The sequence below is a fragment of the Natronolimnohabitans sp. A-GB9 genome (genome assembly GCF_030848565.1).
Taxonomy (GTDB): domain Archaea; phylum Halobacteriota; class Halobacteria; order Halobacteriales; family Natrialbaceae; genus Natronolimnohabitans.
Genome location: NZ_JAVDDV010000002.1, coordinates 207,460 through 232,158, shown reverse-complemented (window position 1 = coordinate 232,158; position 24,699 = coordinate 207,460). Strand labels below are relative to the sequence as shown.

27 protein-coding genes and 2 tRNA genes are annotated in these 24,699 nt (G+C 61.7%); 6 read left to right on the top strand and 23 right to left on the bottom strand.

The window, feature by feature from the left end; all coding sequences use genetic code 11:
* Window positions 1–4 precede the first annotated feature (4 nt).
* From RBH26_RS03595 to mvk, 3 genes are all read right to left on the bottom strand, one after another.
* Window positions 5–715, bottom strand: a complete 711-nt coding sequence (locus RBH26_RS03595; protein ID WP_306756602.1) for a phosphoadenosine phosphosulfate reductase family protein — start codon at window positions 713–715, stop codon at window positions 5–7.
* A 213-nt stretch (window positions 716–928) separates the two neighbouring features.
* A complete protein-coding gene (locus RBH26_RS03590; RefSeq protein ID WP_306756601.1) occupies window positions 929–1,672 on the bottom strand; it encodes an isopentenyl phosphate kinase in 744 nt (247 codons plus the stop codon).
* The gene (mvk, locus tag RBH26_RS03585; protein ID WP_306756599.1) at window positions 1,669–2,655 is read right to left on the bottom strand and encodes a mevalonate kinase; all 987 of its coding nucleotides are present in this window, start codon (window positions 2,653–2,655) and stop codon (window positions 1,669–1,671) included. The genes RBH26_RS03590 and mvk overlap by 4 nt, the downstream gene beginning before the upstream one ends.
* Before the next feature lie 136 nt (window positions 2,656–2,791).
* On the opposite strand from mvk, the gene RBH26_RS03580 reads away from it, so the two are divergent.
* The 5 genes from RBH26_RS03580 (at window position 2,792) to RBH26_RS03560 (ending at window position 7,670) form a co-directional block, all read left to right on the top strand.
* The gene (locus RBH26_RS03580) at window positions 2,792–3,721 is read left to right on the top strand and encodes a phosphate/phosphite/phosphonate ABC transporter substrate-binding protein (protein ID WP_306756597.1); all 930 of its coding nucleotides are present in this window, start codon (window positions 2,792–2,794) and stop codon (window positions 3,719–3,721) included.
* A gap of 15 nt (window positions 3,722–3,736) precedes the next feature.
* Window positions 3,737–4,438 carry an ATP-binding cassette domain-containing protein gene (locus RBH26_RS03575; RefSeq protein ID WP_306756596.1) on the top strand — a complete coding sequence of 234 codons (702 nt, stop codon included), beginning with the start codon at window positions 3,737–3,739 and terminating at the stop codon, window positions 4,436–4,438.
* A gap of 115 nt (window positions 4,439–4,553) precedes the next feature.
* Complete coding sequence (phnE, locus tag RBH26_RS03570) at window positions 4,554–5,357, top strand: phosphonate ABC transporter, permease protein PhnE (protein ID WP_345784076.1); 804 nt, start codon at window positions 4,554–4,556, stop codon at window positions 5,355–5,357.
* 59 nt (window positions 5,358–5,416) lie between these two features.
* A complete protein-coding gene (locus tag RBH26_RS03565) occupies window positions 5,417–6,337 on the top strand; it encodes a thiamine-phosphate synthase family protein (RefSeq protein WP_306756594.1) in 921 nt (306 codons plus the stop codon).
* A 130-nt stretch (window positions 6,338–6,467) separates the two neighbouring features.
* Window positions 6,468–7,670: a PQQ-binding-like beta-propeller repeat protein gene (locus RBH26_RS03560; RefSeq protein ID WP_306756592.1), complete on the top strand. Its 1,203-nt coding sequence runs from the start codon at window positions 6,468–6,470 to the stop codon at window positions 7,668–7,670.
* A gap of 72 nt (window positions 7,671–7,742) precedes the next feature.
* On the opposite strand, the gene RBH26_RS03555 is transcribed toward RBH26_RS03560, so the two are convergent.
* From RBH26_RS03555 to moaA, 18 genes are all read right to left on the bottom strand, one after another.
* A complete protein-coding gene (locus RBH26_RS03555; RefSeq protein WP_306756591.1) occupies window positions 7,743–10,154 on the bottom strand; it encodes a hypothetical protein in 2,412 nt (803 codons plus the stop codon).
* A 575-nt stretch (window positions 10,155–10,729) separates the two neighbouring features.
* Complete coding sequence (locus tag RBH26_RS03550) at window positions 10,730–11,899, bottom strand: hypothetical protein (protein ID WP_306756590.1); 1,170 nt, start codon at window positions 11,897–11,899, stop codon at window positions 10,730–10,732.
* Window positions 11,900–11,901: 2 nt separating this feature from the next.
* Window positions 11,902–12,606 (bottom strand): hypothetical protein, encoded by a 705-nt coding sequence (locus RBH26_RS03545; RefSeq protein ID WP_306756587.1) that lies wholly within the window; start codon window positions 12,604–12,606, stop codon window positions 11,902–11,904.
* Between the two features lie 222 nt (window positions 12,607–12,828).
* Entirely contained in the window at window positions 12,829–12,951 is a 123-nt protein-coding gene (locus RBH26_RS03540; protein ID WP_306756585.1) for a hypothetical protein, read from the bottom strand.
* A gap of 134 nt (window positions 12,952–13,085) precedes the next feature.
* The gene (gene rpsB, locus RBH26_RS03535; protein ID WP_306756584.1) at window positions 13,086–13,892 is read right to left on the bottom strand and encodes a 30S ribosomal protein S2; all 807 of its coding nucleotides are present in this window, start codon (window positions 13,890–13,892) and stop codon (window positions 13,086–13,088) included.
* On the bottom strand, window positions 13,889–15,094 hold the full coding sequence (gene eno / locus RBH26_RS03530) for a phosphopyruvate hydratase (RefSeq protein WP_306756583.1): 1,206 nt from the start codon (window positions 15,092–15,094) through the stop codon (window positions 13,889–13,891). Before eno ends, rpsB begins: the two co-directional genes overlap by 4 nt.
* On the bottom strand, window positions 15,091–15,270 hold the full coding sequence (locus RBH26_RS03525; RefSeq protein WP_306756581.1) for a DNA-directed RNA polymerase subunit K: 180 nt from the start codon (window positions 15,268–15,270) through the stop codon (window positions 15,091–15,093). The genes eno and RBH26_RS03525 overlap by 4 nt, the downstream gene beginning before the upstream one ends.
* A gap of 1 nt (window position 15,271) precedes the next feature.
* Window positions 15,272–15,466, bottom strand: a complete 195-nt coding sequence (locus RBH26_RS03520; protein WP_306756579.1) for a DNA-directed RNA polymerase subunit N — start codon at window positions 15,464–15,466, stop codon at window positions 15,272–15,274.
* A gap of 12 nt (window positions 15,467–15,478) precedes the next feature.
* Window positions 15,479–15,877, bottom strand: coding sequence for a 30S ribosomal protein S9 (locus tag RBH26_RS03515; protein WP_306756578.1), 399 nt, complete (start codon window positions 15,875–15,877; stop codon window positions 15,479–15,481).
* A complete protein-coding gene (locus RBH26_RS03510; RefSeq protein WP_306756577.1) occupies window positions 15,871–16,320 on the bottom strand; it encodes a 50S ribosomal protein L13 in 450 nt (149 codons plus the stop codon). Before RBH26_RS03510 ends, RBH26_RS03515 begins: the two co-directional genes overlap by 7 nt.
* A complete protein-coding gene (locus RBH26_RS03505) occupies window positions 16,317–16,670 on the bottom strand; it encodes a 50S ribosomal protein L18e (protein ID WP_306756576.1) in 354 nt (117 codons plus the stop codon). Before RBH26_RS03505 ends, RBH26_RS03510 begins: the two co-directional genes overlap by 4 nt.
* 152 nt (window positions 16,671–16,822) lie before the next feature.
* Window positions 16,823–16,907 (bottom strand) — tRNA-Leu (locus RBH26_RS03500).
* 137 nt (window positions 16,908–17,044) lie between these two features.
* Window positions 17,045–17,794 carry a DNA-directed RNA polymerase subunit D gene (locus RBH26_RS03495; protein ID WP_306756574.1) on the bottom strand — a complete coding sequence of 250 codons (750 nt, stop codon included), beginning with the start codon at window positions 17,792–17,794 and terminating at the stop codon, window positions 17,045–17,047.
* Window positions 17,795–17,798: 4 nt separating this feature from the next.
* Complete coding sequence (locus RBH26_RS03490; protein WP_306756572.1) at window positions 17,799–18,188, bottom strand: 30S ribosomal protein S11; 390 nt, start codon at window positions 18,186–18,188, stop codon at window positions 17,799–17,801.
* A gap of 3 nt (window positions 18,189–18,191) precedes the next feature.
* Window positions 18,192–18,713 (bottom strand): 30S ribosomal protein S4, encoded by a 522-nt coding sequence (locus RBH26_RS03485; protein ID WP_306756570.1) that lies wholly within the window; start codon window positions 18,711–18,713, stop codon window positions 18,192–18,194.
* 2 nt (window positions 18,714–18,715) lie between these two features.
* Window positions 18,716–19,234 (bottom strand): 30S ribosomal protein S13, encoded by a 519-nt coding sequence (locus RBH26_RS03480; RefSeq protein WP_306756569.1) that lies wholly within the window; start codon window positions 19,232–19,234, stop codon window positions 18,716–18,718.
* Window positions 19,235–19,331: 97 nt separating this feature from the next.
* A tRNA-Ser gene (locus tag RBH26_RS03475) sits at window positions 19,332–19,414 on the bottom strand.
* Window positions 19,415–19,678: 264 nt separating this feature from the next.
* A complete protein-coding gene (moaA, locus tag RBH26_RS03470; protein ID WP_306756567.1) occupies window positions 19,679–20,671 on the bottom strand; it encodes a GTP 3',8-cyclase MoaA in 993 nt (330 codons plus the stop codon).
* A gap of 160 nt (window positions 20,672–20,831) precedes the next feature.
* Between moaA and RBH26_RS03465 the strand changes: the two genes are divergently transcribed.
* Entirely contained in the window at window positions 20,832–21,044 is a 213-nt protein-coding gene (locus RBH26_RS03465) for a hypothetical protein (protein ID WP_306756566.1), read from the top strand.
* 106 nt (window positions 21,045–21,150) lie between these two features.
* Here RBH26_RS03465 and RBH26_RS03460 read toward each other — a convergent pair whose 3' ends face one another.
* Entirely contained in the window at window positions 21,151–24,048 is a 2,898-nt protein-coding gene (locus RBH26_RS03460) for an RtcB family protein (RefSeq protein WP_345784071.1), read from the bottom strand.
* Between the two features lie 135 nt (window positions 24,049–24,183).
* Complete coding sequence (locus RBH26_RS03455; protein ID WP_306756565.1) at window positions 24,184–24,648, bottom strand: archease; 465 nt, start codon at window positions 24,646–24,648, stop codon at window positions 24,184–24,186.
* Window positions 24,649–24,699: the final 51 nt, after the last annotated feature.

Sequence of the window (24,699 nt, the reverse complement as noted above, 5' to 3'; positions counted from 1 at the left end):
GTGGTCAGTCGTCTGCCGTTTCGTCGCCGACACGACGGATGCTGTCGTAGGCGAACAGCGCGTCGCCGTCGAGCGTACACTGCTTGCAGCCGAGACACTCGAAGCCCTCGTCGTAGAGATCGTTGTAGGGGATGTCACGGCGGTCGTGGTACTCCCAGACGTCCTCGGTGGTCCAGTGGACGATCGGGTTGATCCGGACGACCTCGTCTTTCTGCTCGAAGAAGTCGAGGTTCTTCCGCCACTCGTAGCTCGTCTCGCCGTCACCGTCGTCGTCGAGGCCCTCGTCGATCCGGTAGCCCGTGATCCAGCCGTCGTGGCCGTCGATCATCCGCTCCATCGGCGTCGACTTGAGCGTCGTACAGCACAGATCCGGCTTTCGCTGATTCACGCGTGGCCCGTGTTCCTCGACGAGTTCCTCGTAACTCGATTCGGGTTCGTACGTCTCGAACGAGAGCCCGTAGCGGTCCTCGAGGGTGTCTTTCATCCCCCAGGTCGCTTCGAAGTGGTTGCCGTGGTCGAGAAAGGAGAGTCCGGCCTGCGCCTCGAGGTCGGCAGTGGACCGATCGAGGAGGTCGAGAACGACGTTCGAGTCCTTTCCAAAACTACAGGTAAAGACGGGATCGTCGAATCGGTCCCACGTTTCCTCCAGTACGTCGAGTGACTTGTCGATCTTTTCGTCGAGCGTGGCGGACTCGATATCGATTTCTACTGACATAGTTGCTCTCGGTCGGGAACGTGTCCGAACGAACTGACACAGTGATCGACGTCACGTGGTGTCGACGCCACGTGGCAGTTGATCACTCCCGTGATGACTGTGGTAACCAGTGAGACACGGATGGTCGTTCTGCCTGCATATCCGGGTTACTCACGACTACGTGAACGCTGACTCGGGGACGAATACCGCCGGCAACTGTCGTCGTGGCCGGTGCTATCGATCGATCGTCGTCCCCGGACTCTCGCCCTCGAGGAACGACTCGAGGTCGTCGAGTCCGAAGATCGACGCCTCGGCCTCGAGTTCGAGCAGTGCCCGTACCTTCGCGGCCATTCCGCCGGTGACGTCGGTCGCGTCGCTGGCGCCGAGGACGTCCGCGACATCCTCGTAGGCCGTGATCCGATCGACGACTGCGTCGTCGGCATCTAACACGCCCGGCACCGTCGAACAGAGTCCGATCCGTTTGGCGTCCAGCGACCGAGCCAGTTCGGCGACGAGTTCGTCTCCGCTGACGACGGTCGCACCCGCTCCAGCGTGTGAGATCATATCCCCATGGAGCACGGGCACGAACCCGCCCTCGAGCAGCGTGTCGACCTGCCCGGTCGGCAAGACGAGATCCCCGTCGTCGTCTCGATGGGCCGTCGAGAAGGGATGTACCGGCACCGCGTCGACGTCTCGCTCGAGGAGCCGACTCAGGACGAACTGGTTTAGCGTCTTCATCGCGCCGTGGACGTCGAGTGCGGCGCCAGCCTCGTGCGTGCCTTCGGTCGTGGTGATCCCGTGTTCGCTCGCGTTGTGGTGACCGAAGCTGCCGCCGCCGTGGACGACGACGAGGTCGTCGACGCCGTCCGCGAGTGCTGCTTCGATCGCATCGGCCGCCCGCTCGAGAGCCTCACCGTCGAGAGTCTCCGGCCGCTCCTTGTCGGTGATGACGCTGCCGCCGAGTTTCAGGACGATCATTCGATTCGATCCACCCCCGTGTCGGCGAGTTCGGCACGGAACGCGTCCTCACAACCCGGCGTGTACGACAGTGCGGTCTCGGTCTCGTCGGTCGGATCGAGCGCGACGATACAGCCGCCGCCGCCAGCACCCGTCAGCTTCGCGCCGTAGGCGCCGGCGTCGCGGGCCGCCCAGACCATCGAGTCCAGCGAGCGAGAGGAGACGCCAAGCGCCGAGAGCAGGCCGTGGTTGAAGTCCATCAGTCGGCCCAACTCCTCGACGTCGCCGTCGACGAGCGCCGCCTCGCCGTTGCGAACGATATCCCCGATCGCGTCGATCGTGTCGGCAGCGAAGCCGTACTCGCCACGCAGGTCGCGAACGCCGGCGACGAGCTCTCCGGTGTCGCCGGCACCGCCGTCGAAGCCGATCACGATCGGGAGGTCGGGCGCTTCGAGGGACCGACAGTCATCTCCTTCGACGCGGACGGCACCGCCGGTCGCCGAACAGAAGGTGTCGGCTCGAGAGGCCTGACCGTCCTGGACTTCGTGTTCGGTTTGATAGGCGCGTTCGGCCAGTTCGCCGGCCTCGAGCGTCGTACCGAGCTCGCGCGTTCCGGCGTCGATGGCGGCGACGGCGACCGCGGCGGACGACCCCAGGCCGGCACCCAGCGGGATGTCGCTCTCGATAGTCACGTCGAAGCCGACCTCGTCCTCGCCGGTGACGTCACGGACCTGCCTGATCGCGCTGTCGATGTAGCCCATCGCTGCGTTGAGCAGCGACTCCGAGGCGTCGACGTCGGGTCGATCGTTCGCGCCGCCGGCGTACTCGACCGTGAAGCCGTCGAGACTGAGATCCTCGGCGTGGACCCGTAGTTTGCTGTCCGTCCGTTGCTCGACGCCGACCCGCGCCCGTAACTCGATGGCACACGGGACTGCGGGCTCGCCGTAGACCACCGCGTGCTCCCCGAACAGATACACCTTGCCGGGAGCGCTCGAGACTGCCATGCTCGGCCGTTGGCACGACGACGGTTAATAGCTATCTTCTCGAGGGCGCCGATTGCCACCGAACATACGTGATATCTCGCTGATCGTCGTCACTGATATTCGTGGGTGTTATCTTTGGGTGGTTCACAGGGAGTCTATGAATCGGAGAACGTATCTCGGTGCGATCGCGGGATCGGTCACGGCCACGATGGCCGGCTGTATCGGTGACTTCGGTGGAACAGACATCGACGAGGACGAGTACCCCGTCGCCGCGTGGGCCGACGGCGAGATCGAGTTCGGACTGCCGCCGTTTCAGGACACAGAAGAGTTGACCGAACAGTATGCGGGGACGTTCGAGTGGCTCGAGAACGGCTTCGACGAACTCGAGGCCGTCGAGGGCACGCCGACGACCGACTACAGCGGCGTCGTCGAGAGCGTCGTCAACGGCCACACCGAGCTGGCCAATCTCTCGCCGTTTATCTTCGTTCTCGCACAGGAAGACGACGTCCATCCGCTGGCGATCAACTGGTCGCACGGCTCGGACTCCTATCACACCTACATCGCGACGCGAGCGGAGACGGAGATCGAGTCGATCGACGACCTCGAGGGCAAGACGATCGCGATGGTCGACCCGATGTCCGCAAGCGGCGGGATGTTCCCCCGTTACCGGCTCTCACAGGCGGGATTTCACGCCGGCGACCTCGAGACCGAACCCGAGGACTTCGACGTTCAGTGGGCCGGAAGCCACGACTCCGCGCTTCGGGTTCTCGAGGAGGGCCACGTCGACGCCGCCGCGTACGGCGACTTCCAACACCCCGACGACGACGAGATCGTCACGATCGCCGAGAGTGATCCGATCCCATTCGATGTGATCGTCGCGAAACCGGACACGCCCGAAGACGTCCGCGAGGCTCTCACAGAGCGATTGATCGACACGCCCGAAGAATCCCTCGAGGACCACCGCGTCGACGAGTACGGCGCGTTCGATCCCGACCTGTACGACCACGTCAGGGACATCGCCGACGAGATGGGTGTCGACATCGAGACGCTCGACGAGGCGGAAGACGAAGGCGAAGGCGACGAGTAACCCACTGTCAGTCCGATGCTCTCCGTCAGTGATCTCGAGAAACGATACGGCGACGAGACGGCACTCGCCGACATCTCGTTCGACCTCGAGCCTGGTTCGCTCGCGGTTTTGGTCGGTCGCTCCGGCGCCGGGAAGACGACCCTGTTGCGCTGTGTGAACGGCCTCGAAGAGCCGGATTCAGGACGGATCCGTCTCGGCGGCGATGCGATCGGACCGACCGACGCTGCGCTCGTCTTCCAGGCGGGTGCGTTGCTCGACGGTAAATCCGCTCTCGAGAACGTCCTCGACGGGGGGCTGGCCCGCGAGCCGGTCTGGCGAGAGCTGCTCGGCTGGCACACACCGGCCGAAAAGCGATCCGCGATTGAACGCCTCCACGCGGTCGACTTAGACGGCTATGCAACCCGACGCGTCGGCGACCTCTCCGGTGGGGAACGCCAGCGGGTCGGCATCGCTCGCGCGCTTCACCAGGAGCCCCGCGTCCTCCTCGCGGACGAACCGGTCGCCTCGCTCGATCCCGCGACCGCACGCGACGTCCTCGATCGCCTCGCATCGGTCGTCCGTCGCGACGATCTGATCGGTCTCGTCAGCCTCCACCAGCCTCGGCTGGCCGACGCTGTCGCCGATCGGTATCTCGGCCTTACCGACGGGCGGCTGACGCTCGACGCGCCCGCGACCGACGTCGACCCCGACCGCATTGCGGAGGTGTACCGTGACTGACCGCCCCGAACTCGACGGTCACGACGAATCGGCTCGAGGCGATCCCTCGAGCGACGAAAGCCAAGCGACGACTTCGGACGCCGTCGACGAGGAGTTCGACCACGTACAGACCCGACTGCGCCGTCGACTCGCGGTCCGGATCAGTGTCGTCGTCGGCGTACTCGCCGTCGTCACCGCGACCGCCCGCTGGATCGGACTCGACCTCGCCTATCTCTATGCCCATCGCGGAAATCTCCGAGACGTCCTCCTCGAGGAGATGCTAGCGCCCGCCCAGCTCTGGGCGCAACTCCAGGCCGACGGCCCGTCACTCGCCACGGCGACCCTCGAGACGCTGGCCATCGCGACCGTCGGGACGGCCATCGGTCTCCCGATCGCGATCTGTCTGGGCGTCCTCGGTGCGAGCAACGTTACACCGCGGCTCGTCCACACTCCCGTCCGGCTCCTTCTCGGCGGCGTCCGTGCCGTTCCGAGCATGGTGTACGCACTGTTGTTCGTCGTGCTGGCCGGTCTCGGACCGGTCGCCGGTGCGCTCGCGATCGCGATGGGGACGATCGGTGATCTCGGCCGCCTGTTCGCCGACGAGATGGAAGAGATCGACCGCGCGCCGGTCGAAGCCGTCGCCTCGAGCGGGGCCGGGCTCCTCGCGACGACCGCGGCCGCCCGTATTCCGCAGGTGACGACAGCCTACGTCGCCTGGACGCTGTTTTACCTCGAGATCAACGCCCGCAAGAGCTCGGTACTCGGTATCGTCGGCGCTGGGGGCATCGGCTACCCCCTTTTCATGGCGTTCAACGCCAGAAACTACACGCGGGTCATGGCGGCGATCGTCGCGATCCTCGCTCTCGTCGTCAGCGTCGAGTTCGTCGCAAACCGGCTTCGGGATCTGCTCGATGCGGAGCGCCAGGCTGATCGGCCGTAATTCGATGCCGACCGGTCACAGTAGTCGAATTTAAGCCGGTGTCGGCGCAACCCGGTCGTATGTCCCTCGTCCTCCCGAGCGAACTCGTCGTCGATCGCTTTCTCCCGACGATTCGAGCGATGCTGGCGACTCGCCTCGCCGACCGCGGCATGACCCAACAGGAGATCGCGGCCAACCTCGGCGTAACCCAGGCCGCCGTCAGCAAGTACGTCAGCGGCGAGAGCGGCGGCGACGATCGCTTTCGCGACCATCCCGAGACCGTCGCTGCGGTCGACCGTATCGCCGACGGCCTCGCCGGCGGCGAGATGGATGGCTACGACGCGCTGGCCGAACTCCTTTCGCTGATCCGGAGCCTCGAGGACCGCGGCCCGATCTGTGAGCTCCACGAGGAGGAGATGCCCGCGCTTCGGGGCCTCGGCTGTGACCTCTGCGTTCGCGGGCTCGACCCCGATGTTCGGGCCGAACGGGACGTCCTCGCGAACGTCCGAACGGCCGCCCGGACGCTCGCGACGCTCCCCGGAATGAGCGACTACGTCCCGAACGTCGGCACCAACATCGGCATGTGCCTTCCTGACCCGAGCGACGAGACCGACGTCGCTGCGATTCCCGGCCGTATCTACGAGATGAACGGCCGGCTCGAGATCCCCGCCAACCCCGAGTTCGGCGCCTCCAAACACGTCGCCACTGCCGTCCTCGCCGCTACCGACGTCGATTCCGACGTTCGTGGGGCTCTCAACATCGCTACGACCGACTCACTTCTCGAGGCCGCCAGGGAGCTGGGGCTCGAACCACTCGAGTTCGATGCCGACTACGAAGACCGCGGCGCACACCTCCGCTCGCGATTCGAGGAGTACGGTGGCGTTCCCCCGGTGGCCTACCACCGCGGTGCCTTCGGCATCGAACCGACCACGTTCGTCTTCGGGACCGACGCTTCGTCGGCGGTCGAGCGCGTCTCCGAACTGGTTGCTACGGTCTCGTAGTTTCTGGACGAGTCGATTTCGTTGCTCGAGGGTGGCAGTGGACTCGAGTATCTCCCCCGGATATCGAATACCATCGACTGGTAATTCCTATCCCAAAATATTATTGTTAGAAAGAAATTATTTAGAATCTATGAGCGGTAACCAGACTCGGACACGCCGACAGTGGCTCGGTACGTGTGCGGGTGTTGCAGGTACGACTGCACTCGCGGGCTGTTTCGATAGTGATACGGACGAAAACGACGGTAACGAGAACGATGTCAGCGGGGATCCAGCGGACGCCTCCTCGAGTACTGATTGGCCGATGTACGGTGTCGATCTGCAGAATACAGGTTATCAACCGAACGCAACGGGTCCTAGCGGAGATGAGTTAACCGCTCGTAAGGTACACGATATTGGTGGTGGCAGTTCATATCCTGTCATACTCGCCGACGACCGTCTCTACGCAACGAGCCGAGATGGCGTAGTTCTCGCATTCGACCGAGAATCCGAGGAACTCCTCTGGAAAGAAGACGGACACGGCCCGTTGATGGCTCACGATGGTATGATCTATGGACCACGTGCTAGTCACAGCGTATATGGATACGATATGGAGGGCGGGGACCGCTGGGAGTCTGATGAGATCGAACTCGACAGCAGTCTCAATCTTAACAACGAACCAATCCCGACTCCAAATGGCGTGTTCGTTATCTCCGATAACCATGTATGGAACGTTGATCTCGACAGCGGCGACTACACGAGTGTCCGCCGGTACCCTCGAAATTCACGGGATTTGATCGGTACGACCGACGTTCCTGCGTACCATGACGGGATACTGTATCACGCGATGGGTGTCGAATTGTATGCATTAAATGTCGAAACCGGTGATCACGAGTGGACTGTTAAAGGAGAGAACGTATTACATATTGGTAATCCGACAGTATTCAATGGAATGGTCTTCGTCTCAGGTGGTGACGAACAACTCCACGCATATGATGCGAAATCTGGTGAAGAAGTGTGGACAGTCGAAACGACTACTGGGGTTGAGACAAGTCCAGCAGTTGCTGATGGAATAGTATACCTTGGCGATAATCAACGAGTAATAGCTGTAAAGGCTGAATCGGGTGAAATCAAATGGGAGATTGAAAAACCTCTTCCTGAGTCAGAGGTCGTCATTGCAGACGATGTCGTATACCTCGCTAATTCGTTGGGTGTTATTGCATTAGATTGCAATACAGGTGATTTGCATTGGGAAATGGAATTTAATGGATATTTCACATCTTCTCCTGTGATTTCCGGTGAAACAATATATGTTCCTGCTCTAGACGATAAGCTCTATGCAATAGAGGGTTCCTAAATAAAATTCTATAATCACATCCATTTATTCGTGAGCGGTTCTATGGCAGACTCTCTGTATTTTATTTCCCCCTTACTTACTGAGAATTGGTCCAACATCGTCCCAAAGTGGTGAACGCTGTTCACCAGGGACGTCGGTAGCAAATTGTGTGTCGCCTACGCCAGGAGCACCCTGTGGGAGAAACTGTGGTGCTGGAACTACGACGAGAATAGTCTGGTTGTTTTCATAGCTGATCGGTTCCGTGGAACCTAACTCGAGTTCACTGCCACCGGGTGTCCCGAGTGTAACTTGTTTATCCTCCCGGACATACGTCGTTGATCCCGCTGTCGACGGGTCACCGCTGGTTGCTTCTGCTTCGAAGCGAACATACTCCCCCTCGAGTTCAATCTCCCAGGCATCGACCTGTAGGTAGAACAGCGGTGGCCAAGGAATCACTGGGAAACCAGGAAGACCGACTTCGTTTTCGTAACTGACACCCATCGGTGCGAAGCTTATTTTATCGTTGATTTCGAGTGGACCATCACCTTCTGCCCGTACTGCTGGTACTTCGGTCCGGTTGACTGCCATCTGCGACGAGTGATAGGTCGGCGAGCCATCGACGTTGACGTGAACATCGTTCAATACCTCCGGAGTATCGATTTCGGTATCTTTCTCGTTCTGAAGTATCTCCTCACCAGAGCCGAGCATTTCGTCGAGCAGGTTCATCGGCCCGTTGATGATAGCATTGGCCGAATCCAGAAGGTCGCCGAGCAGGTCATCAATTAAATTACTGCCCCCTGTCGTCATCCGCTCATGTTCGCTGGCGAACTCATCTACGTATTTGTGAATATTCTCGAAGTATACCTTTCTGGCCTCCATTTTGGCGAGTTCGGGTGCGTTTTCGAACTCACCAGTATCATCTACGAGCTCCCGTTCTACTTCTCTGACATTTTCACTGATCTCTCGCATTGGACTTTCATCCGCCGTCAGCATCTCCATAACGTCGGTCTCGACTGGTTCGATTTCGGTTACCGTCTCGTTGTGTACTTCGAGAATATCGTCCCAGACGATATGGGAATGTAAAATTTCCTCATTCCGTGGCGAGAGTTGGATGTCTTCGTCGAAATCCCTGTCATAGTTGATCGCTTCTTTGAAATCACTCGTCGATTCGATATCGTTGACTCTTCCGCTCAGCCACCGTTCGAACTCCGAGTCACTGTCGAAATCCTGCCCGAAGAACGCTTCTGTCACCTCGTCGGCAGCGCCTTCCCAGTTTGTCGGGCTTCCAAGGTACGGATCGTGAGACCCACCGTGCTCGAGTACGTTTTCGACGCGGTGTGGATCGATTTCTAGATCTGGAGCGAATTCTCCGTCAAGTTCGAACGAGGCCGTGAAATCAGTGTATCGACTCTCGTACTCTCGGACGTCAACCGAAGCATTGGTCGTCGTATCGTTCCACACTCTAAACGTCGCGTACCGCATTTCAACCTCGATATCAACCTCGACGAGTGATCGCTCGAGACTCGAATCTCTACCGTCTTGAGTCGTCTTGTCAATGCTGGCATTGACGGCAGTATCCGTTGTCAGATATGTACGATCGACTTCTGTGTGGTTGCTGGTATCGTATTTGTCCGGAAGTCTAGGAAGAGGGTGTCCGAAACCGTCCATCGACGGAGAGTCGCTAACGGTTCCAAGATTTCCATTTATCATATAGATATTATTGATGCTGTCTTGGGTTCGATCATAGTTGAAGATCGCATCATTTTCTATCTCGTTTAGCTGATCTTGCAGATCAGATATTACGTCATCAGGATCATCAATTGTATCATCATCGGTTCGTTCATTTCCAGAATCATCATAGTAATCCTCGAGATACGCCTCGGTAAACCGATCCGTCTCGTTTAACGTCTCCCGCATCTCGGCCTCGAGATCACTTTGTCCGAGACCGGCTTCCATCTCGTACATCGCCATATCGGCGAACGGATGGCCCTGGATCGTACCGTTCTTGTCGACGTGCTCGAGCATTTCGGCGACGATCTCCTCGACGGTCGGCATCTCGGGCAACTCACCGTCGGGAGAGACGACTCCCGCTTCACAGAGCGTATCGACATCGTCGACGTCGTCGTCCGGATGGATCTGGGCGGCGAGCTCGTCGAAATCGTACTCCAACTCGAGGGCCGACTCCGAGAGGTCGTGGGCCATACACAGGAGTGGACCGGCCATCACGCGGTTTCCGTAGTCGTCCTGTGTTCCGAAGACCGCCTGCTGGGCTCCAAACCGTGCGTCGTTGGCCATCACTTCGGTGTGATCGTTCGGCGTGACGTTCTCGAAGGCACGATCGTCGGCATCGCTGAGCAGCCGATCGTAGTAGGCTTTCCCCCAGACGAGCGGCCACAGCCGCTTCGCGAGGTCGTAGCCGTATCCGTCGCGGGCCTCGACGCCGTCGAGCATGCCCGTGTTCAGATACTCCTCGTACGCCTCGACGCGATCGTGGAGTTCGAACATGGTCGTCCCCACCGAGACGGTGATATCGCGTGACGTCTCCGCCTCGAGAGTGCCGTCAGCGTCGCGGACGGTGAACGCGACGTCCTCGATCGTCACGTCCATGACGCCGTCGTCTTCCTCGAGAGAGACGGACTCGAGTGCCGACTCAAGGTCGTCTTCGTCGGTCCAGTCGTCGACAGCTGGTAACGACACCTCAACAGTTCGGCCCTGTCCGACGTCCTGTTCGCGACCGTCGAGCGTTGCTGTGGCTTCGGCGAAGATCGTCAGCCGCGTCTGGTCTTCGAACGCGGTGTCGTCGTCGAGAACACCGTCTAGATCGCCGTCGACGGTCGTCACCGGTGACTGGACGACGGTGTCGGTCGCCCGGACGGCCGCGTGACGGATCTCGCTCGTCGCGTACGCTTCGCCGCGGTCGATTGCCAGCTCGGTATCGACGTCGATCTTCGGTTCGTCTCTCGTCTCGAGTATCGCGACGATCGTGACGCTGCTGACGAGCAGTAAGACGCCGATCACCGCGAAGGGAACTCGCGCTCGGTCGTCGCTCGCGATCGAAATCGTTCGAGGGCGTGTACGTCTCATTCGTCCCAGGTCTGGATAGTGATCGTCACGTCGTCGTTCGACAGCGCCTCGACGACCGTCTCGAGTTGCTGTTCGTCGCGTTCGTCGCCGTCGTACTGTTCGCCGATCGCTTCGAACTCGTCGGCGAACGCACGGGGAATATCCGCCCCGATCCAGGCGGCGAGGGCGTCCGCGTCGGTGATGTCGTAGCCGCCCTCCTGTCCCACGAGGACGTTACGGTTCGCTGTCTCGGCACTCGCGTCGGACCGGGCCAACGGTGGATGGGTGTCCGCGCTCCGAAACGAGAAGTCGCCGATAGCGTCGACCATCGACGTGTAGTGATAGACCGTGTGCTCGCGGGCGATCCCTTGGTCCTCGAGGGCGTACTGTGTCGATTCGGGCGGGAAGAACCCGGTCACGATCTCCTCGCCGATGACGGTCCCGGCCGCCACATAAGACGTAGCGTCCGATCCTGTGAGTCCCGGTACGTCCGAGGGGTCGTCGACGTCTGCGATCGCGTCCGTATCGTCGATCCACTCGTCCAACCGGTCGTCGGCGTTTCGCCAGTCGTCCTCGAGTCGGTCCTCGTCGATCGGCGAAAGCCCACTCGAGACCGTCGTCGTGGTACTGGAGACGTCAGCGTCGGCTGGCGGTCGTTCGCCGGCCGTCGCCGTGCCGTTGATCGCCGCGCCGTCGTACGGTTCCCACTCTGCGACGATGTAGAAGTTCCGCTCGGCGCCGAGCAACGCGTCTCGAATCGCCCAGTCGACGGCCGCTTCGTACTCCTCGCCGTAGGCGAGTACTGACTCGCCACCGATCCGGTGGTTCGTCACCGCGGCGTCGGCCAACAGTCCGAGCGGAGTTCCGTGATCGGTTCGCGTGTACGTGTGTTCGTTGGTAACGACCGGTTCGGTGAATTCGTCTTCGTCACGGATTGCCTCGAGACTGTAGGTCACCGAGATCGTCGATTCGCCGAGTACTTCGGCCGTACGGGTCGCCGATAGCTCGTCGACGTCGTCCGAGTACGCCGCTCCAGTCACCTCTTCCTGCCCGGCGGCTGTCGGCGTTTCGTCGGCCGTGCTGGCGAGGTAGTAGCCGACGAGCATCACGCTCGCGGTGATCAACAGCAACGCCATCGAGACGTCGACGACGGTGCTGATACCGCGTTCGGCGTCGGGTCCCGCCACGGTCACCAGACCTCCACGTAGAGCGTTCCGCCACGAACGTCGGCGTCCGTGACTGCGACCGAAATCGGTCTGGTGGCGACGCCACGCTCGTCCGGCCCACCGGTTCCGCGCGGCGGTCCGAAATCGGCGTGCGTCGAGTCGATCTGGCGGTCACGGACGCTATCGCCGTCCGAATCGAAGTGTGTCGCAGCGAAGACGGTCGGCTCTCCGCTCTCGTACGCCCGGATCTCGACGTAGCTGTTCTTGCCGTCGGGTAACGACTCGAGGGAAATGGCATCTCGCATTGCCTCGTCGCCGTTGGACTCGTATTCGGCGACGGGGAACACGCCGCGTTCGTCGTCTTCCAGGTCCGCCCAGACGCGATCGATCGTCGTCTCTTCGACAGTGCGATCGCTCGTGCCCGGAAGTAATCCAGCGAGAGCCGCGGTGTAGAGCCCGATCGCGACGACGACCGCTACGACAGCGACCAGCGCCGCGATCGGTTCCGTCTGTGCTCGCCTCGAACGGTTCTCGAACTGTCCGATCCGATCGACAGGCGCAGTCGTTCGGGCAGGACGGTCCGAGCCCCGTTTCGCTAGTGTAGTCGTTCGGTCCGAATCCAGTGGTGAGACCTCTCGACGGCCCACTTCGACGACGGTGGTTCTGGCGCCAGTCCGCTGGCGATCCAGCGACACGGTCCACCTGCCGGTAATGACGTCCCAGTCCATGGTCTGTCCCACCTGGCCCGGCCTTCGTATTTAAACTCGAGCGACGACGGACGAGGAGAAAACGAGAGTCCAAGTCCCTGTCCGTCAGTTCCAATGTACCTGTAATTTCCTGTGGCTCATACTACCGGAGAACAGTCAATACTCCCGATCGCGTCTCGAGGCCTGTCGTCCCCGACGAGGTCTCGCGTGCGATCAGTGTGTACAGTGTGTTGTCAGACAGTATCAGAAGCCGACGACCAGTCGATACGGGATCCCGACTGCGAAAATCGCGATTAGGGCCGCTGTCGCGAGCGCCACTGGCAGCGGAATCTCCTCTTTTTCGAACTCGAACAGCGAATCGATCATACGGTTTCGTTGCACCGAGGTCCACCTAACTCCTTTGTTCGCTATCTCGAGAGACGAGTGGACCGAAAAACATTGCAGTCGCTATCTCTCCTGGTCCGGTCGATAAGAAAACGAACAGTTGCGATTCGAACGGATTAGACGCCGCTCTCGAAGTCCTCGAGCGAGTAGGACGGCTCGGCGCCGCGGCGGTCGAGGACTTCGTTGGCGAGCAGCCAGTAGACGACCGAGAGGGCCTTGCGACCCTTGTTGTTGGTCGGGACGACCAGGTCGACGTTGCTGACCTGGTTGTTCGAGTCACACATCGCGATGACCGGGATACCGACCGTGATGGCCTCCTTGACGGCCTGGGCGTCGCCGATCGGGTCCGTGACGACGACGACGTCAGGTTCGATGTAGCCGTCGTACTTGGGGTTGGTCAGTGTGCCCGGGATGAATCGGCCGGTACGGGCGCGAGCGCCGACCGCTTCGGCGAACTTCTCGGCCGGGAAGCGGCCGTACTGGCGACTCGAGGTGACCAGGATCTGTTCGGGGTCGTAGTTGGCGAGGAAGTCCGCGGCCGTGCGGATGCGGCCGTCGGTCTTCGAGACGTCCAGTACGTAGAGACCGTCGGTTCGGACGCGGTGGATGAACCGCTCCATGTCGTTGGTCTTCTGCTGGGTCCCGATGTGGACACCGGCGCCGAGGTAGTCCTCGACGGGGATGAGGAGGTCGGCCTCCTCGTCGCTCATAACGTCGTCGTCGAGCGTTGGACCCTCGTCTTCCTCGGGTTCTGGTTCTGCGTCGGCCTCGGCCTCCGTGGCCTCGGCGTCTACGGACTGTTCGTCGGCTGGCTCGACGTCCTCCTCGGGATCGGCGGCGGGACCGGCTCCTTCGGCCGGCTCCTCGTCGATCTCCTCTTTGGCGGCGTCGAGCCCTTCCTGGGATGCGTTGTCGTCTGTCATGTCGCGTCGTCTGCGATTCTGATGAGCTCGTTGAGCTTGGCGGTTCGCTCGCCGCCGACGGCACCCGTCTTGATGTAAGGGGCGTCCGTCGCCACGGCGAGGTGTGCGATCGTCGCGTCCTCGGTCTCGCCCGATCGATGGGAGATGACCGAGTCGTAGCCGTTCTCGGTCGCGAGTTCGATCGCGTCGAAGGCGTCGGTCAGCGTTCCGATCTGGTTGGGCTTGATCAGGATACTGTTTGCCGCGCCGCGATCGATTCCCTCGCGGAGTCGACCGGTGTTCGTGACGAACAGGTCGTCTCCACAGATCAGCGTCTGATCGCCGACTTCGTCGGTGAGGTCGGCGAAAGCGTCGTAGTCGTCCTCGTCGAGGGGATCCTCGACGTAGACGAGGTCGTACTCCTCGACTAGCCCGGCGATGTATTCGATCTGTTCGTCCGTGTCTCGGCTTTCGCCGCTGTACTCGTAGCGCTCCGAATCGTTGTCGTACAGTTCTGCACCGGCGACGTCGAGGCCGAACTTGATATCGAAGCCGACCTCGTCTTCGACCATCGAGACCGCCTCGTCGACGATCTCGAAGGCCTCGCTGTCGTCGATCGACGGCGCCCATGCACCCTCGTCGCCTTTGCCACACGGGACGTCGCGTTCCTCGAGGAGGTCCGCGACGGCGGCGTGGGCAGCAGCGTTGGCGAAGACGGCGTCTTCGACGCTCGGCGCGCCGACGGGCGCGACGAGGAACTCCTGGATGTCGGTCGCGTCGGCGGCGTGTTCGCCACCGCCGACGACGTTACCGAGCGGGATCGGGAAGTTGTTCCCGCGGAACGCGCCACCGAGATGCTGGAACAGCGGTGCGCCGAGTACGTCGGCGCCGGCTTTTGCGGCAGCCATCGAGATGGCGACCGCGCTGTTGGCGCCGATCTCGGAGAAGTCGTCGGTTCCGTCCGCGGCACGCAGGATGGAATCGACTTCCCGCTGGTTGCCGGCGTATGCCTCACCGACGAGTCGCGGGACAGCGTGTTCCCGAGCCGCGGCGATCGCTTCGCTTGGCGGTCGTTCGACGGCCTCGTACTCGCCCGTGCTGGCGCCACTTGGCGCCGCGGCACGGCCGAATCCGCCACTTTCGGTGACGACGTCGGCCTCGACCGTCGGATTCCCGCGCGAATCGAGGATGCGTCGGAGTCGGATGTCGGTAATCAGCGTCATTCGTCCCCTCGCTTGACTGTAAACGGCAACACTCCGGCGTCGTACTCCTCGGCAGCGATGAGGATCGGTTCCGACTGGTCGGTCTCGACCAACACCGGCGCGCCGTAGGAGACCTGCAGCGCTCGAGCGCCGAGGATGCGCGCTTTCTCGTAGCGGTTGTGACGTTGCTGTTGCATGTTACTGGTATGGTGAGACGACGTCGACGAGGTCTTTGTGACTCACGAGCATGCGTCGACAGCAGTAGCGGTCGACGCCGAGCTCGTCGAGCACTTCCTGGGGGTCTTCGTCGCCCTCGTTGGCTCGTTCGTCGAACTCCTCCCAGTGTTCGCCGACGACGCTGCCACAGGTGAAACACCGGACCGGTACCATCATGAGTTGATCACCTTAGCGGTAGGACTTCTGGTAGCGTGCCCGAGCGCCTGGGCCGCCCCACTTCTTCGGTTCGGACTGGCGAACGTCGTTGACCAGCAGCGAACGGTCGAACTCCATGTACGCGTCGCGGAGTTCGGCGTCGTTGGTGTGTTGGACGATCCCGCGTGCGATCGCGGTACGGACGGCGTCGGCCTGTCCGCTGATACCGCCACCTTCGACGCGGACGTCGATGTCCATCTCACTGCGCAGATCCTCACCGGCGATGCGGAACGGCTCGAGCATCTTGAGCCGGGACATCTCCGGTTCGACCAGTTCGACTGGCTTGGAGTTGATGCGGACGCGACCCTCGCCCTCGCGAACGGTTGCGCGGGCGACGGCGGTCTTCTTCTTTCCGCTCGTGTTCGTTACCATGTGACGTTAGCACCGAGTTGTTCGGAGACTTCGCCCAGGTGGACGAAGCGAATGTTCGAAAGTCGATCCAGCGACGTTCCCTCGAGCACTTCGGCCTCGCGGTCGTCGTCTCCCTCGTAGGGGTTGCCGACGTAGACGCGGACGTTGTCGAACGCCTCACGGCCACGGGGCTTCTTGTGCGGAAGCATGCCCCGGATGGAGCGCTTGAAGATCGTATCGGGTCGCTTCGGGTAGTAGGGGCCGCTGTCGGAACCCAGCTGGAGTCGCTTTCGGTAGGTGCCGAAGACGTCTTCTTTGTCGCCGGTGATGACGGCGTCTTCGGCGTTGACGACGGCGACACGTTCGCCGTCGAGCGATCGCTGTGCGACTTCGCTGGCGACGCGACCGAGGATACAGTCACGGGCGTCGACGACGACGTCCGCGTCGAATTCTGCGATACTCATCGGATCACCCGTACGTCGGATCCCTCAGGGTTTTCTTCGAGCGCCTGCTCGAGCGGTACTGATTCGCCGACCTGTTCGATCTTCGTCTCGGCCGAGGAACTGAAGTCGACGGCCGCGACGGTAACCGATTTCTGTAGTGCGCCAGAGCCCAGCACTTTGCCGGGAACGACGACAGTCTCTTCTTCGCGTGCGTATCGCTCGATACGGCCTAGGTTCACCTCAGCGTGGGTGCGCCGGGGCTTCTCGAGTCGATCCGCGACGTCGCGCCAGACGTCGGCGTCCGTTTCGCGGGACGTCGACTTCAGCTCGGCGATGAGATCGTTGAGCCTCGGATTGGTTTTGCTACTCATTGTGTCCTCCAAATACGGTAGACGACGGGACGAGGATATGTCCCGTCGAAGTGGAATCGATACGTCGAACGGATCGCCACGCGAGTCGAGCCGATCGTCTTCCGTAGACGGTCGGTTCTTCGGTGGTCGACGTTCGACGAGTGAGAAGTGGATGCAGGGAGCAGGATTTGAACCTGCGGACTCCTACGAGACAGCGCCCTGAACGCTGCGCCGTTGGCCTGACTTGGCTATCCCTGCTCGCACTTCCGTGTAGCCGCCGCCCCTTCAAACCCCTTTCGATTCCAGTATGCGAGACCGGACCGGTCTCGTTGCTTACGGCGCCGGTGAACGCGGTCTCGCTTCGGGTACGGGGGCGTCGGTTCATAAATTAGGTTCTATAGCTGTACTGCGTCTTCGAGTTCGGTTGCACGCGATTCGATCGTGTCGGCGGCTCGCGTGACAAGTTCTTCGACGGTAAAGGAACCGTCCGTCTCGACGTGGAAGACGAACGCGTTGGGCACGTCCTCGATCTCGACCTCCTTGCCCGGATATCGGTTCGAGAGGTCGTGATCGAACTCGCTCGTCGGGACGAGCTCGCCATTGTCTTCGATGACGCCACGGACGATCCGTGACTCCTGCTCCTCGAACTCGGGAAGGTCGTCGACGACCTCGACACGCTGGAGGTGACGGTAGCCGACGGCCACGCCACCCTGATGTTTCGCGTGATTTTTCCCGCGGTCGATGGAAGCGTCGGCCTCGGCCTCGAGTCGCTGGCCGTCTTTGAGTTCGATGATCGGAACGTCGTCCGTCGCAGGTTCGACGAGTTCGTCGCTCGAGACGAGATCGCCGGAGTAGGCGGTTGCTGGCCCTTCGACGTCGATCGAGAGCGTGACGGTGTCGTCCTCGCTGAACTCGCCGACGGGGGGCGTCGTCAGCGGGACGAGCCCGAGCCGCAGGGCGAGTTGCTCGTCGAACATGACCGACGAGTTCTCGACGAACCGGACGGTGTCGATCGCCATCGTCGGCACGTCGGCGATCATCGCCCGGCGGATGCCGTTGGCGAACCCGGGTGTCACACCCCGGACGAGGAACCGTGCCTCCTGGTCCCCGCGTTCGACGAACTCGACGTCGTACGATTCCGTCATGGATCTAGTAGCCGCCCTTACCCTTCGGTGCGCGCGATCCGTCGTGTGGGATCGGCGTGACGTCCTCGATGCGACCGATCTCGATACCGGATCGGGCGAGTGCGCGAATCGTCGCCTGTGCACCCGGGCCGGGGGACTTCTGGAGGTTGCCGCCAGGGCCACGGACTCGAACGTGGAGTCCGGTGATGCCCGCAGCCTTGACCTCCTCGGCGATCGACTCGGCCATCTGCATGGCCGCATACGGCGACGCCTCGTCGCGGTTTTGCTTGACCGCCGTCCCACCGCTGGACTTGGCGATCGTCTCCGCGCCCGTGAGGTCGGTCACGGTCATGATGGTGTTGTTGAACGATGCGTGCACGTGGGCGATGCCCCACTTTTCGTCGTCCTGACTCATGGTTTACTGACCCTCCGCGCGTTCGGGATGGAGTTCGTCCGCGAGCGGGCTGTTCTCGTCGAACTCGACGAGGGCCTCCTCGTCGACGTCGACGACGTACGACGGGACGCGGTGGCGCTGGCCGTCGACTGTGACGTGCCCGTGCGTGATGAACTGTCGGGCCTGCTCGGTCGTGTTCGCCAGCCCCTTCCGGTAGACGACCGTCTGGAGACGGCGCTCTAAGACGTCCTCGATCTCGAGCGACAGGATGTCGCCGAGCTCGTCGCTCTCGTCTAAGATGCCGACACGCTTGAGCCGACCGAGGAACTCCTCGGAGCGGTTGATGACGGTCTCGTCGTCCTGTGCCTGGCCGAGCAGCTCTCGAGCCTCGCGCCGGTAGGAGCGAAGCTGAGACTGGGCCCGCCAGAGCTCTTCTTTGTTCTTGAGACCGTAGCGGTCGATCAGGGAGTGCTCGGTAGCGATGCGTTCACCCTGGTAGGGGTGGTTCGGCGTCTCGTACTGTTTGGTGTCGGTTCCGAGTGGCATCGTTATTCACCCTCCCCTTCGTCGCCGCCTTCGGCTTCTTCTTCGCGGATCTCTTCGACGTTGACTCCGATGGTGCCTTCGGTACGGCCGGTGGACTTGGTCCGCTGACCGCGAACCTTCTGGCCGCGCTTGTGGCGGACACCCTTGTAGGAGTCGATCATCTTCATCCGGTTGATGTCGTGCTGGCGGGTCAACTCGAGATCGTTGCCGATCTCGTGGGTCGTTTCGCCGGTGTAGAAGTCTTCCTGGCGGTTGTTGAGCCAGTCCGGAACTTCGTCGGCGTAGTTCTCTACGACTTCGACGACCTCGTCGATGACGTCGTCGTCGAGTCGACCGAACGTCGCCGTCCGGTCGACGCCCGCTTTGTCGGCGATGAGTCGGGCGGTCCGTCGACCGACCCCGTTGAGCTCCGACAGCGAGCGCTCGACGGACTTCGTCCCATCGAGGTCGGTTTGCCCGATACGGACGAAGTACTGGAGGTCTTCGTCGTCCTGTTGTTCTTGAGGTGCTTCCTCGCTCATGTGTCGTGTATCTGTATCTGGTGTGCGCGCGATGCAAACGACTGACGCGAAATGCGTCAGGGAAGTACTACTGACGAGGAATCGTCAGTGTATCCGACGTCGTGGCGGGGATTCGAACCCCGGAGGCTTGACGCCACATGGTTAGCAACCATGCGCCTTGGGCCGCTTGGCTACCACGACACCGTGTCTCTATCATCGCCCTCTCGGACTCGGGGACTGCTCCCCTACACGTATCGCACCCGGACCTACCGGCGACTGGTACTTAAGCGCAACGAAAGCCCCCGGCCCCGGGACCGAGTAACATTCCCGTTATCGGAACGATCAGACGTCTTTGATTGTCGCGCGAGCCCGACACTCATTGATATAAACGTAACCGAGAACGGTTGTATCACCCACGATGCAGTCGACACACTCGAGACCTCACGGATAGCCGCGCCACGACCGTCAGTCCGCTGCCGTCTCGACCTCGAGGTAGTCGTCGTTGAGTTCCCACTCGCCGTCGTCGTTTTTGACCATGTACTCGCCGTAGTAGGGAACCCGGTTCGCGACGGTTTCGCGAAACGCCTCGCGGATCTCGGGTTTGGACATCTCGCCCATCGACCGCAGGTCGTCGTTGCGGTTGAGACAACCCTTCAGATAACCTTCGTGGGTCACCCGGACACGATGGCAGTTCGCACAAAAGGTTGCGTTCTCGACCGGGTCGACGATCTCGACCATTCCCCTCCCGTCGCCCTCGTCGCTGCTGACCCAGTATCGCTTGCGGTCGTGCATCTCGCGGTGCTCGATCTCGTCGGCCTGCTCGGCGAGCCAGTCGTGGACGCGGCCGATGTCGATGTTCCACTCGGGTTTGCCGGTCAGCTCCGGCATGTACTCGATCAACTGCAGTTGTAGCCCCTCGTTTTCGGCGACGTGGTCGACCATCTCCGGCACGTAGCCCGCGGTGTGTTCGAAGACGACCATGTTGAGTTTGACCGGATCGAGGCCGGCTTCCAGCGCCGCGTCGACGCCCTCTAAGACCTTCTCGTAGGCGCCACTTTGCGTGACGGCCGCGAAGTCCTCCGGATCGAGCGCGTCCTGGGAGACGTTGACTCGTTCGAGTCCAGCCTCGACGAGGTCTTCGGCCCGTCCTGGGAGGAACGTGCCGTTGGTCGTCAGCGAGACTTCCATCTGCTCCGGTGTGCGCTCGATGATCTCCTCTAGGTCCTGGCGAAGCATCGGCTCGCCGCCGGTGAACTTGACCGCGTCGACGTCGAACTCGGCGGCGACCTCGAGAAAGCGCACGACGTCGTCGGTCGACATCTCGTCGTCCTGTGGATCCATCGGTCCGCGAGTGTCACCCAGCCCTTCGTTGTGACAGTAGACACAGTCGAAGTTACACCGATCGGTGAGGGATACCCTGACCCCGGTTACCTCCCGCCCGAACTCGTCGGTGAGCATACACCCCTATTGCAGATGAAACCGCTTAAGTACGCGGGGTTATTTCGAATCTCGTAACCTATTTCGGTTACCCCTTGCCCGTTCGAACACGCTGTGTCCGCTCGCTGTGACGTTCGTCGTCGTCGGAAGAACTACCCGGGGTACGCTCGAATGGTGGCGTATGGACGAGGATATGCTCGAGGACCAGCGGCGACTCGTCGAACTCATCGAGGCAGAGGGATGGGACGTCACGGATCTCGAGATTTCGGCCTACGACAGCCCCTGGGCCGACGAGGACGATCCCGAGGCGACGGTGACGATCACGGCGCGAAAGCCCTACGAGAGCGACGAGGACGACGGGGCGGACGACGAGAACCCGTTTCGGCTGCAGTGAACGGGACGACTCGACGACGGCCCGTCACACTCGTTTCGACTCGAGGGCAGGGACCGGCGTCGATCAGACGGCACCGTCGTACCATACTGTCGGACAGCAGTCCGTATCAGCCCTTGATGTTACAGACGGGGAACGTCCGTGCGACCTTGTCGCCGATGCCGAGTTCGTCGGAGACGCGGACGACCTCGTCGACGTCTTTGTAGACGCCGGGGGCCTCCTCGGCGACAGTTGCACCCGATTGGGCCTTGACGTAGATCTGTTCTTGGTCCTCGAGTTGTTGCTGGACGTCGCCGCCCCAGTACTCGCTTTTGGCCTGCGTACGGCTCATCAGCCGGCCTGCGCCGTGGGCGGTCGAGCCGAACGTCAGATCCATCGAGTTCTCGCCGCCCCGGAGGACGAAGTTGCCGGCGCCCATGCTGCCGGGGATGATGACGGGTTGCCCGACGTCGCGGTAGGCCTTCGGCACCTCCGGGTGGCCGGCAGGGAACGCCCGCGTCGCGCCTTTGCGGTGGACGTAGAGTTCGCGTTCCTCGCCGTCTACAGTATGTGTCTCCTTTTTCGCGATGTTGTGGGCCACGTCGTACAGCAGGTCCATCTCCATCGTCTCCCAGGAGCGATCGAAGACGCGCTCGAAGACCTGCCGCGTGCGGTGCATGATCAGCTGACGGTTGACCCACGCGAAGTTGATCGCGGCGTTCATCGCCGCGTAGTAGTCCTCGGCCAGTTGCGAGCCGGCGGGCGCGGCCGCGAGTTCCTTGTCGGGCAACTGGTTCAACAGCCCCTGATGCTGTTGTTCGATCTTCCGAAGGTAGTCGTTACAGGTCTGATGGCCCAGTCCGCGGGAGCCACAGTGGATCAGGACGACGATCTGGTCTTCCTCCAGTCCGTAGGCCTCGCCGACCTCGTCGTGGAAGACGTCGGTCACGCGCTGGACCTCGAGGAAGTGGTTGCCCGATCCCAGCGAGCCGATCTGGTTCTTTCCGCGGTCTTTGGCCTTCTGAGTGATCTTCTCGGGGTCGGCCTCTTCGCGCATCCCTTCGTCCTCGCAGTGAAGCAGATCCTCCTCGACGGCGTGGCCGTTCTCGAGTGCCCAGTCGACGCCCCGCCCTAAGATCTCGTCGACGGTGTCGACGCCGGCCTCGACGATGCCGCCACCGCCAAGCCCCGACGGAACGTTGGCAAACAGCGCGTCGACGAGTTCCTCCTCGCGGCCCTGGAGGTCGTCGTAAGTCAGGTTCGTCCGCATCATCCGGACGCCGCAGTTAGAGACGACGAATCCGTCAGCGACGAAATTGTGTGCGTCGTGGGTAACGCCGATATCGTACACCCTGTGCGCTTCGTCGATGGGTTCGATAGACCGGATTCGGGCGGCAACCGTGTAATCGTCACCGACCGTCGTCGTTTCGCAGTAGTCCTCGAATCCGGGGAATTCGGCGGGTGGTCGCGGACGTCCGCTTCGACCATCCCAGATACTCCGTTCGACGAATCGCTCGTTGACGTCGAACTCCGACTTGATATCCTGCGCTGGTGTTCCGCCATCAGCCATCGCTTTCGCCTCGCGAGCGATCGTCGCACGGCGGTCGATAACCGCTTCCTTCGTCTTGAGATACTGGATCGCTTTGGCAGCTTTTCGGCGCTTTTCGTGGTTGTATCGGTATCCGACGGTCGAAAAGAACCGAATCAGGTTCTCCGAATCATTTTTAACTCCGAAACGGAGCCTGATCGTTTCTCGATCGGCACTCGAGTCCGTCTCGAACCGTTCGATCTGATTTGTCTCGATATCGAGGTCGCCGAGGAAGGAGGCGATATCCGCCATGAACTCCTCCCCGTCGTCAGCGACAGCTGCGACACGGGTCTGGGATACTTTTGGACAGTACAGGTTCTTATCGTGTTGCGCTGCGGGCGCGCTCATTTCGGCCCCAAAATAGGCCGAGACGTACAGGGCCTTCTGCCAGTTCGTCAGCCGATCGAAGTACCACGGCGTCGTGAAGTCGGATTCTATCTTGCGTCCGTCCGGTGCACCGAGTTCGAGGAGGACTTTCTGGAACGCTTTCGAGTTCGCTCGGACGCTGTACTCCGTCGTCTCGAAGGTCTTGCCGTCGATTTCGTGGGCCCGATCTCGCTCGTAGATTTTCGACGGGGTGAATCCGATCGCATCGATGTCGTCCTGAATGGATTCGAGATCCGTCGGCTCACCGTAGAACCACGTTTGTCCGCCGCTTCCGATCGCACCGTCGCCAGTGTGGAATCCGACGAGTTTGAGGAACCGATTGAACGCGTCATCGGTCGATTTCAACGGGAGGAGATCACGATCCTCGAGTGCGCGGACGAGCTGTGGGTTCTCGTTTGCGACGTCGTCCTCGCTGAGGACCGTGAACTCCTCCGGCTCCTCGTCTGGAACACCGCGGAACGGCTGGAGATGGACTTCGTCGCCTTCAGAGAGCTCCTCGAGCGGGCGCATTCCGTCTGGCGTTCGGAACGGGTGATCTGCCGTTGCAGTGATCCGATCACCGGTTTCCGTCTCCACTTCGTACACCGTCGCGTCGTCTCGTTCGGTGAACAGTCGGATCGTCGATGGCGTGAACTCCTCTCCGGCGACCATCGCGTTTTCCTCTTCGAACCGCTTTTCGAGGTCTTCGATCGGAAGCCGACGGCCGTACTCGAGGAGGACGTCCGTATCGCCCGTGAGGCAGTTAATGTCGTAGCCGACCGCTCCCGGCGAAATACAGCCGTCTTCGGCGTCTAGGGCACCGACCCCACCGACCGGGAAGCCATACCCCTGGTGGCCGTCGGGCATACAGATCGCGTGTTTCGTGATGCCGGGCAGATGCGTCGTGTTCGTGAGCTGCTCGAGGGTCTTGTCGTCCGAGATCTCTTCGAGGAGCGGTTCGCTCGCCAGCACCCGCGCGGGCGTTCGCATGTCACCTTCCTGTGGGATCTCCCAGACGTGCTCACGCACCTTCTCGAGCGTGATGCCGTCGGCCTCGAACGTGGGATTGCTCATACGTAGCCCTCCACTCCCGACGGTCAAAGATGTTCGTCTCTACTCTCGAATATCGGTCTTCGGCGAGACGTATTCGACGGTCGTTGGCGGTCCTCGGAATCGACGACTGGCGGGAGGTCGGTACCGCAGTCCGTATCAGACGTCGAAGACGACGTACGACTCCCAGCCCTCGCCTTCGACTCGCTCGAGTCGCATCTCGGAGTACGTGACGGCTTTGACCTCGCGGGCGTCGATTTCGGCCAGTGGGACACCGCGGGCGCTTGCCTCGAGCGACCACGTGCCGTCGTCGCCGCTGTCGCCATCGCCGTCGTCGGTCGGCCCGTCGATCGCCTCGACGCGGTGGTCGACCGGTAGTTCCGCCCGGACGTCACGCAGGTAGATCAACTCGTCGAGGTAATCGAACAACAGGGCTTCGCGGCTCTCGGCGGCTACCGAAAGCGAGAAGCGATCGCCCGTGTCGGGAATCTCCTCACACGACGCGGCCGCGAGGCCGTCGGCGACCGCCGCGAAGACCGCCTCGAGGCTGTTGCCAGTCGCTTCGACCGCGACATCGGCCGTGTGTTTCTGCAGTTCGAACCGCCCGCCCTGCGATCCTGACATTGCTACTCAGTCGTTCGATCGCCGCCATCGTATGTCCGTCGGTTCCATGCG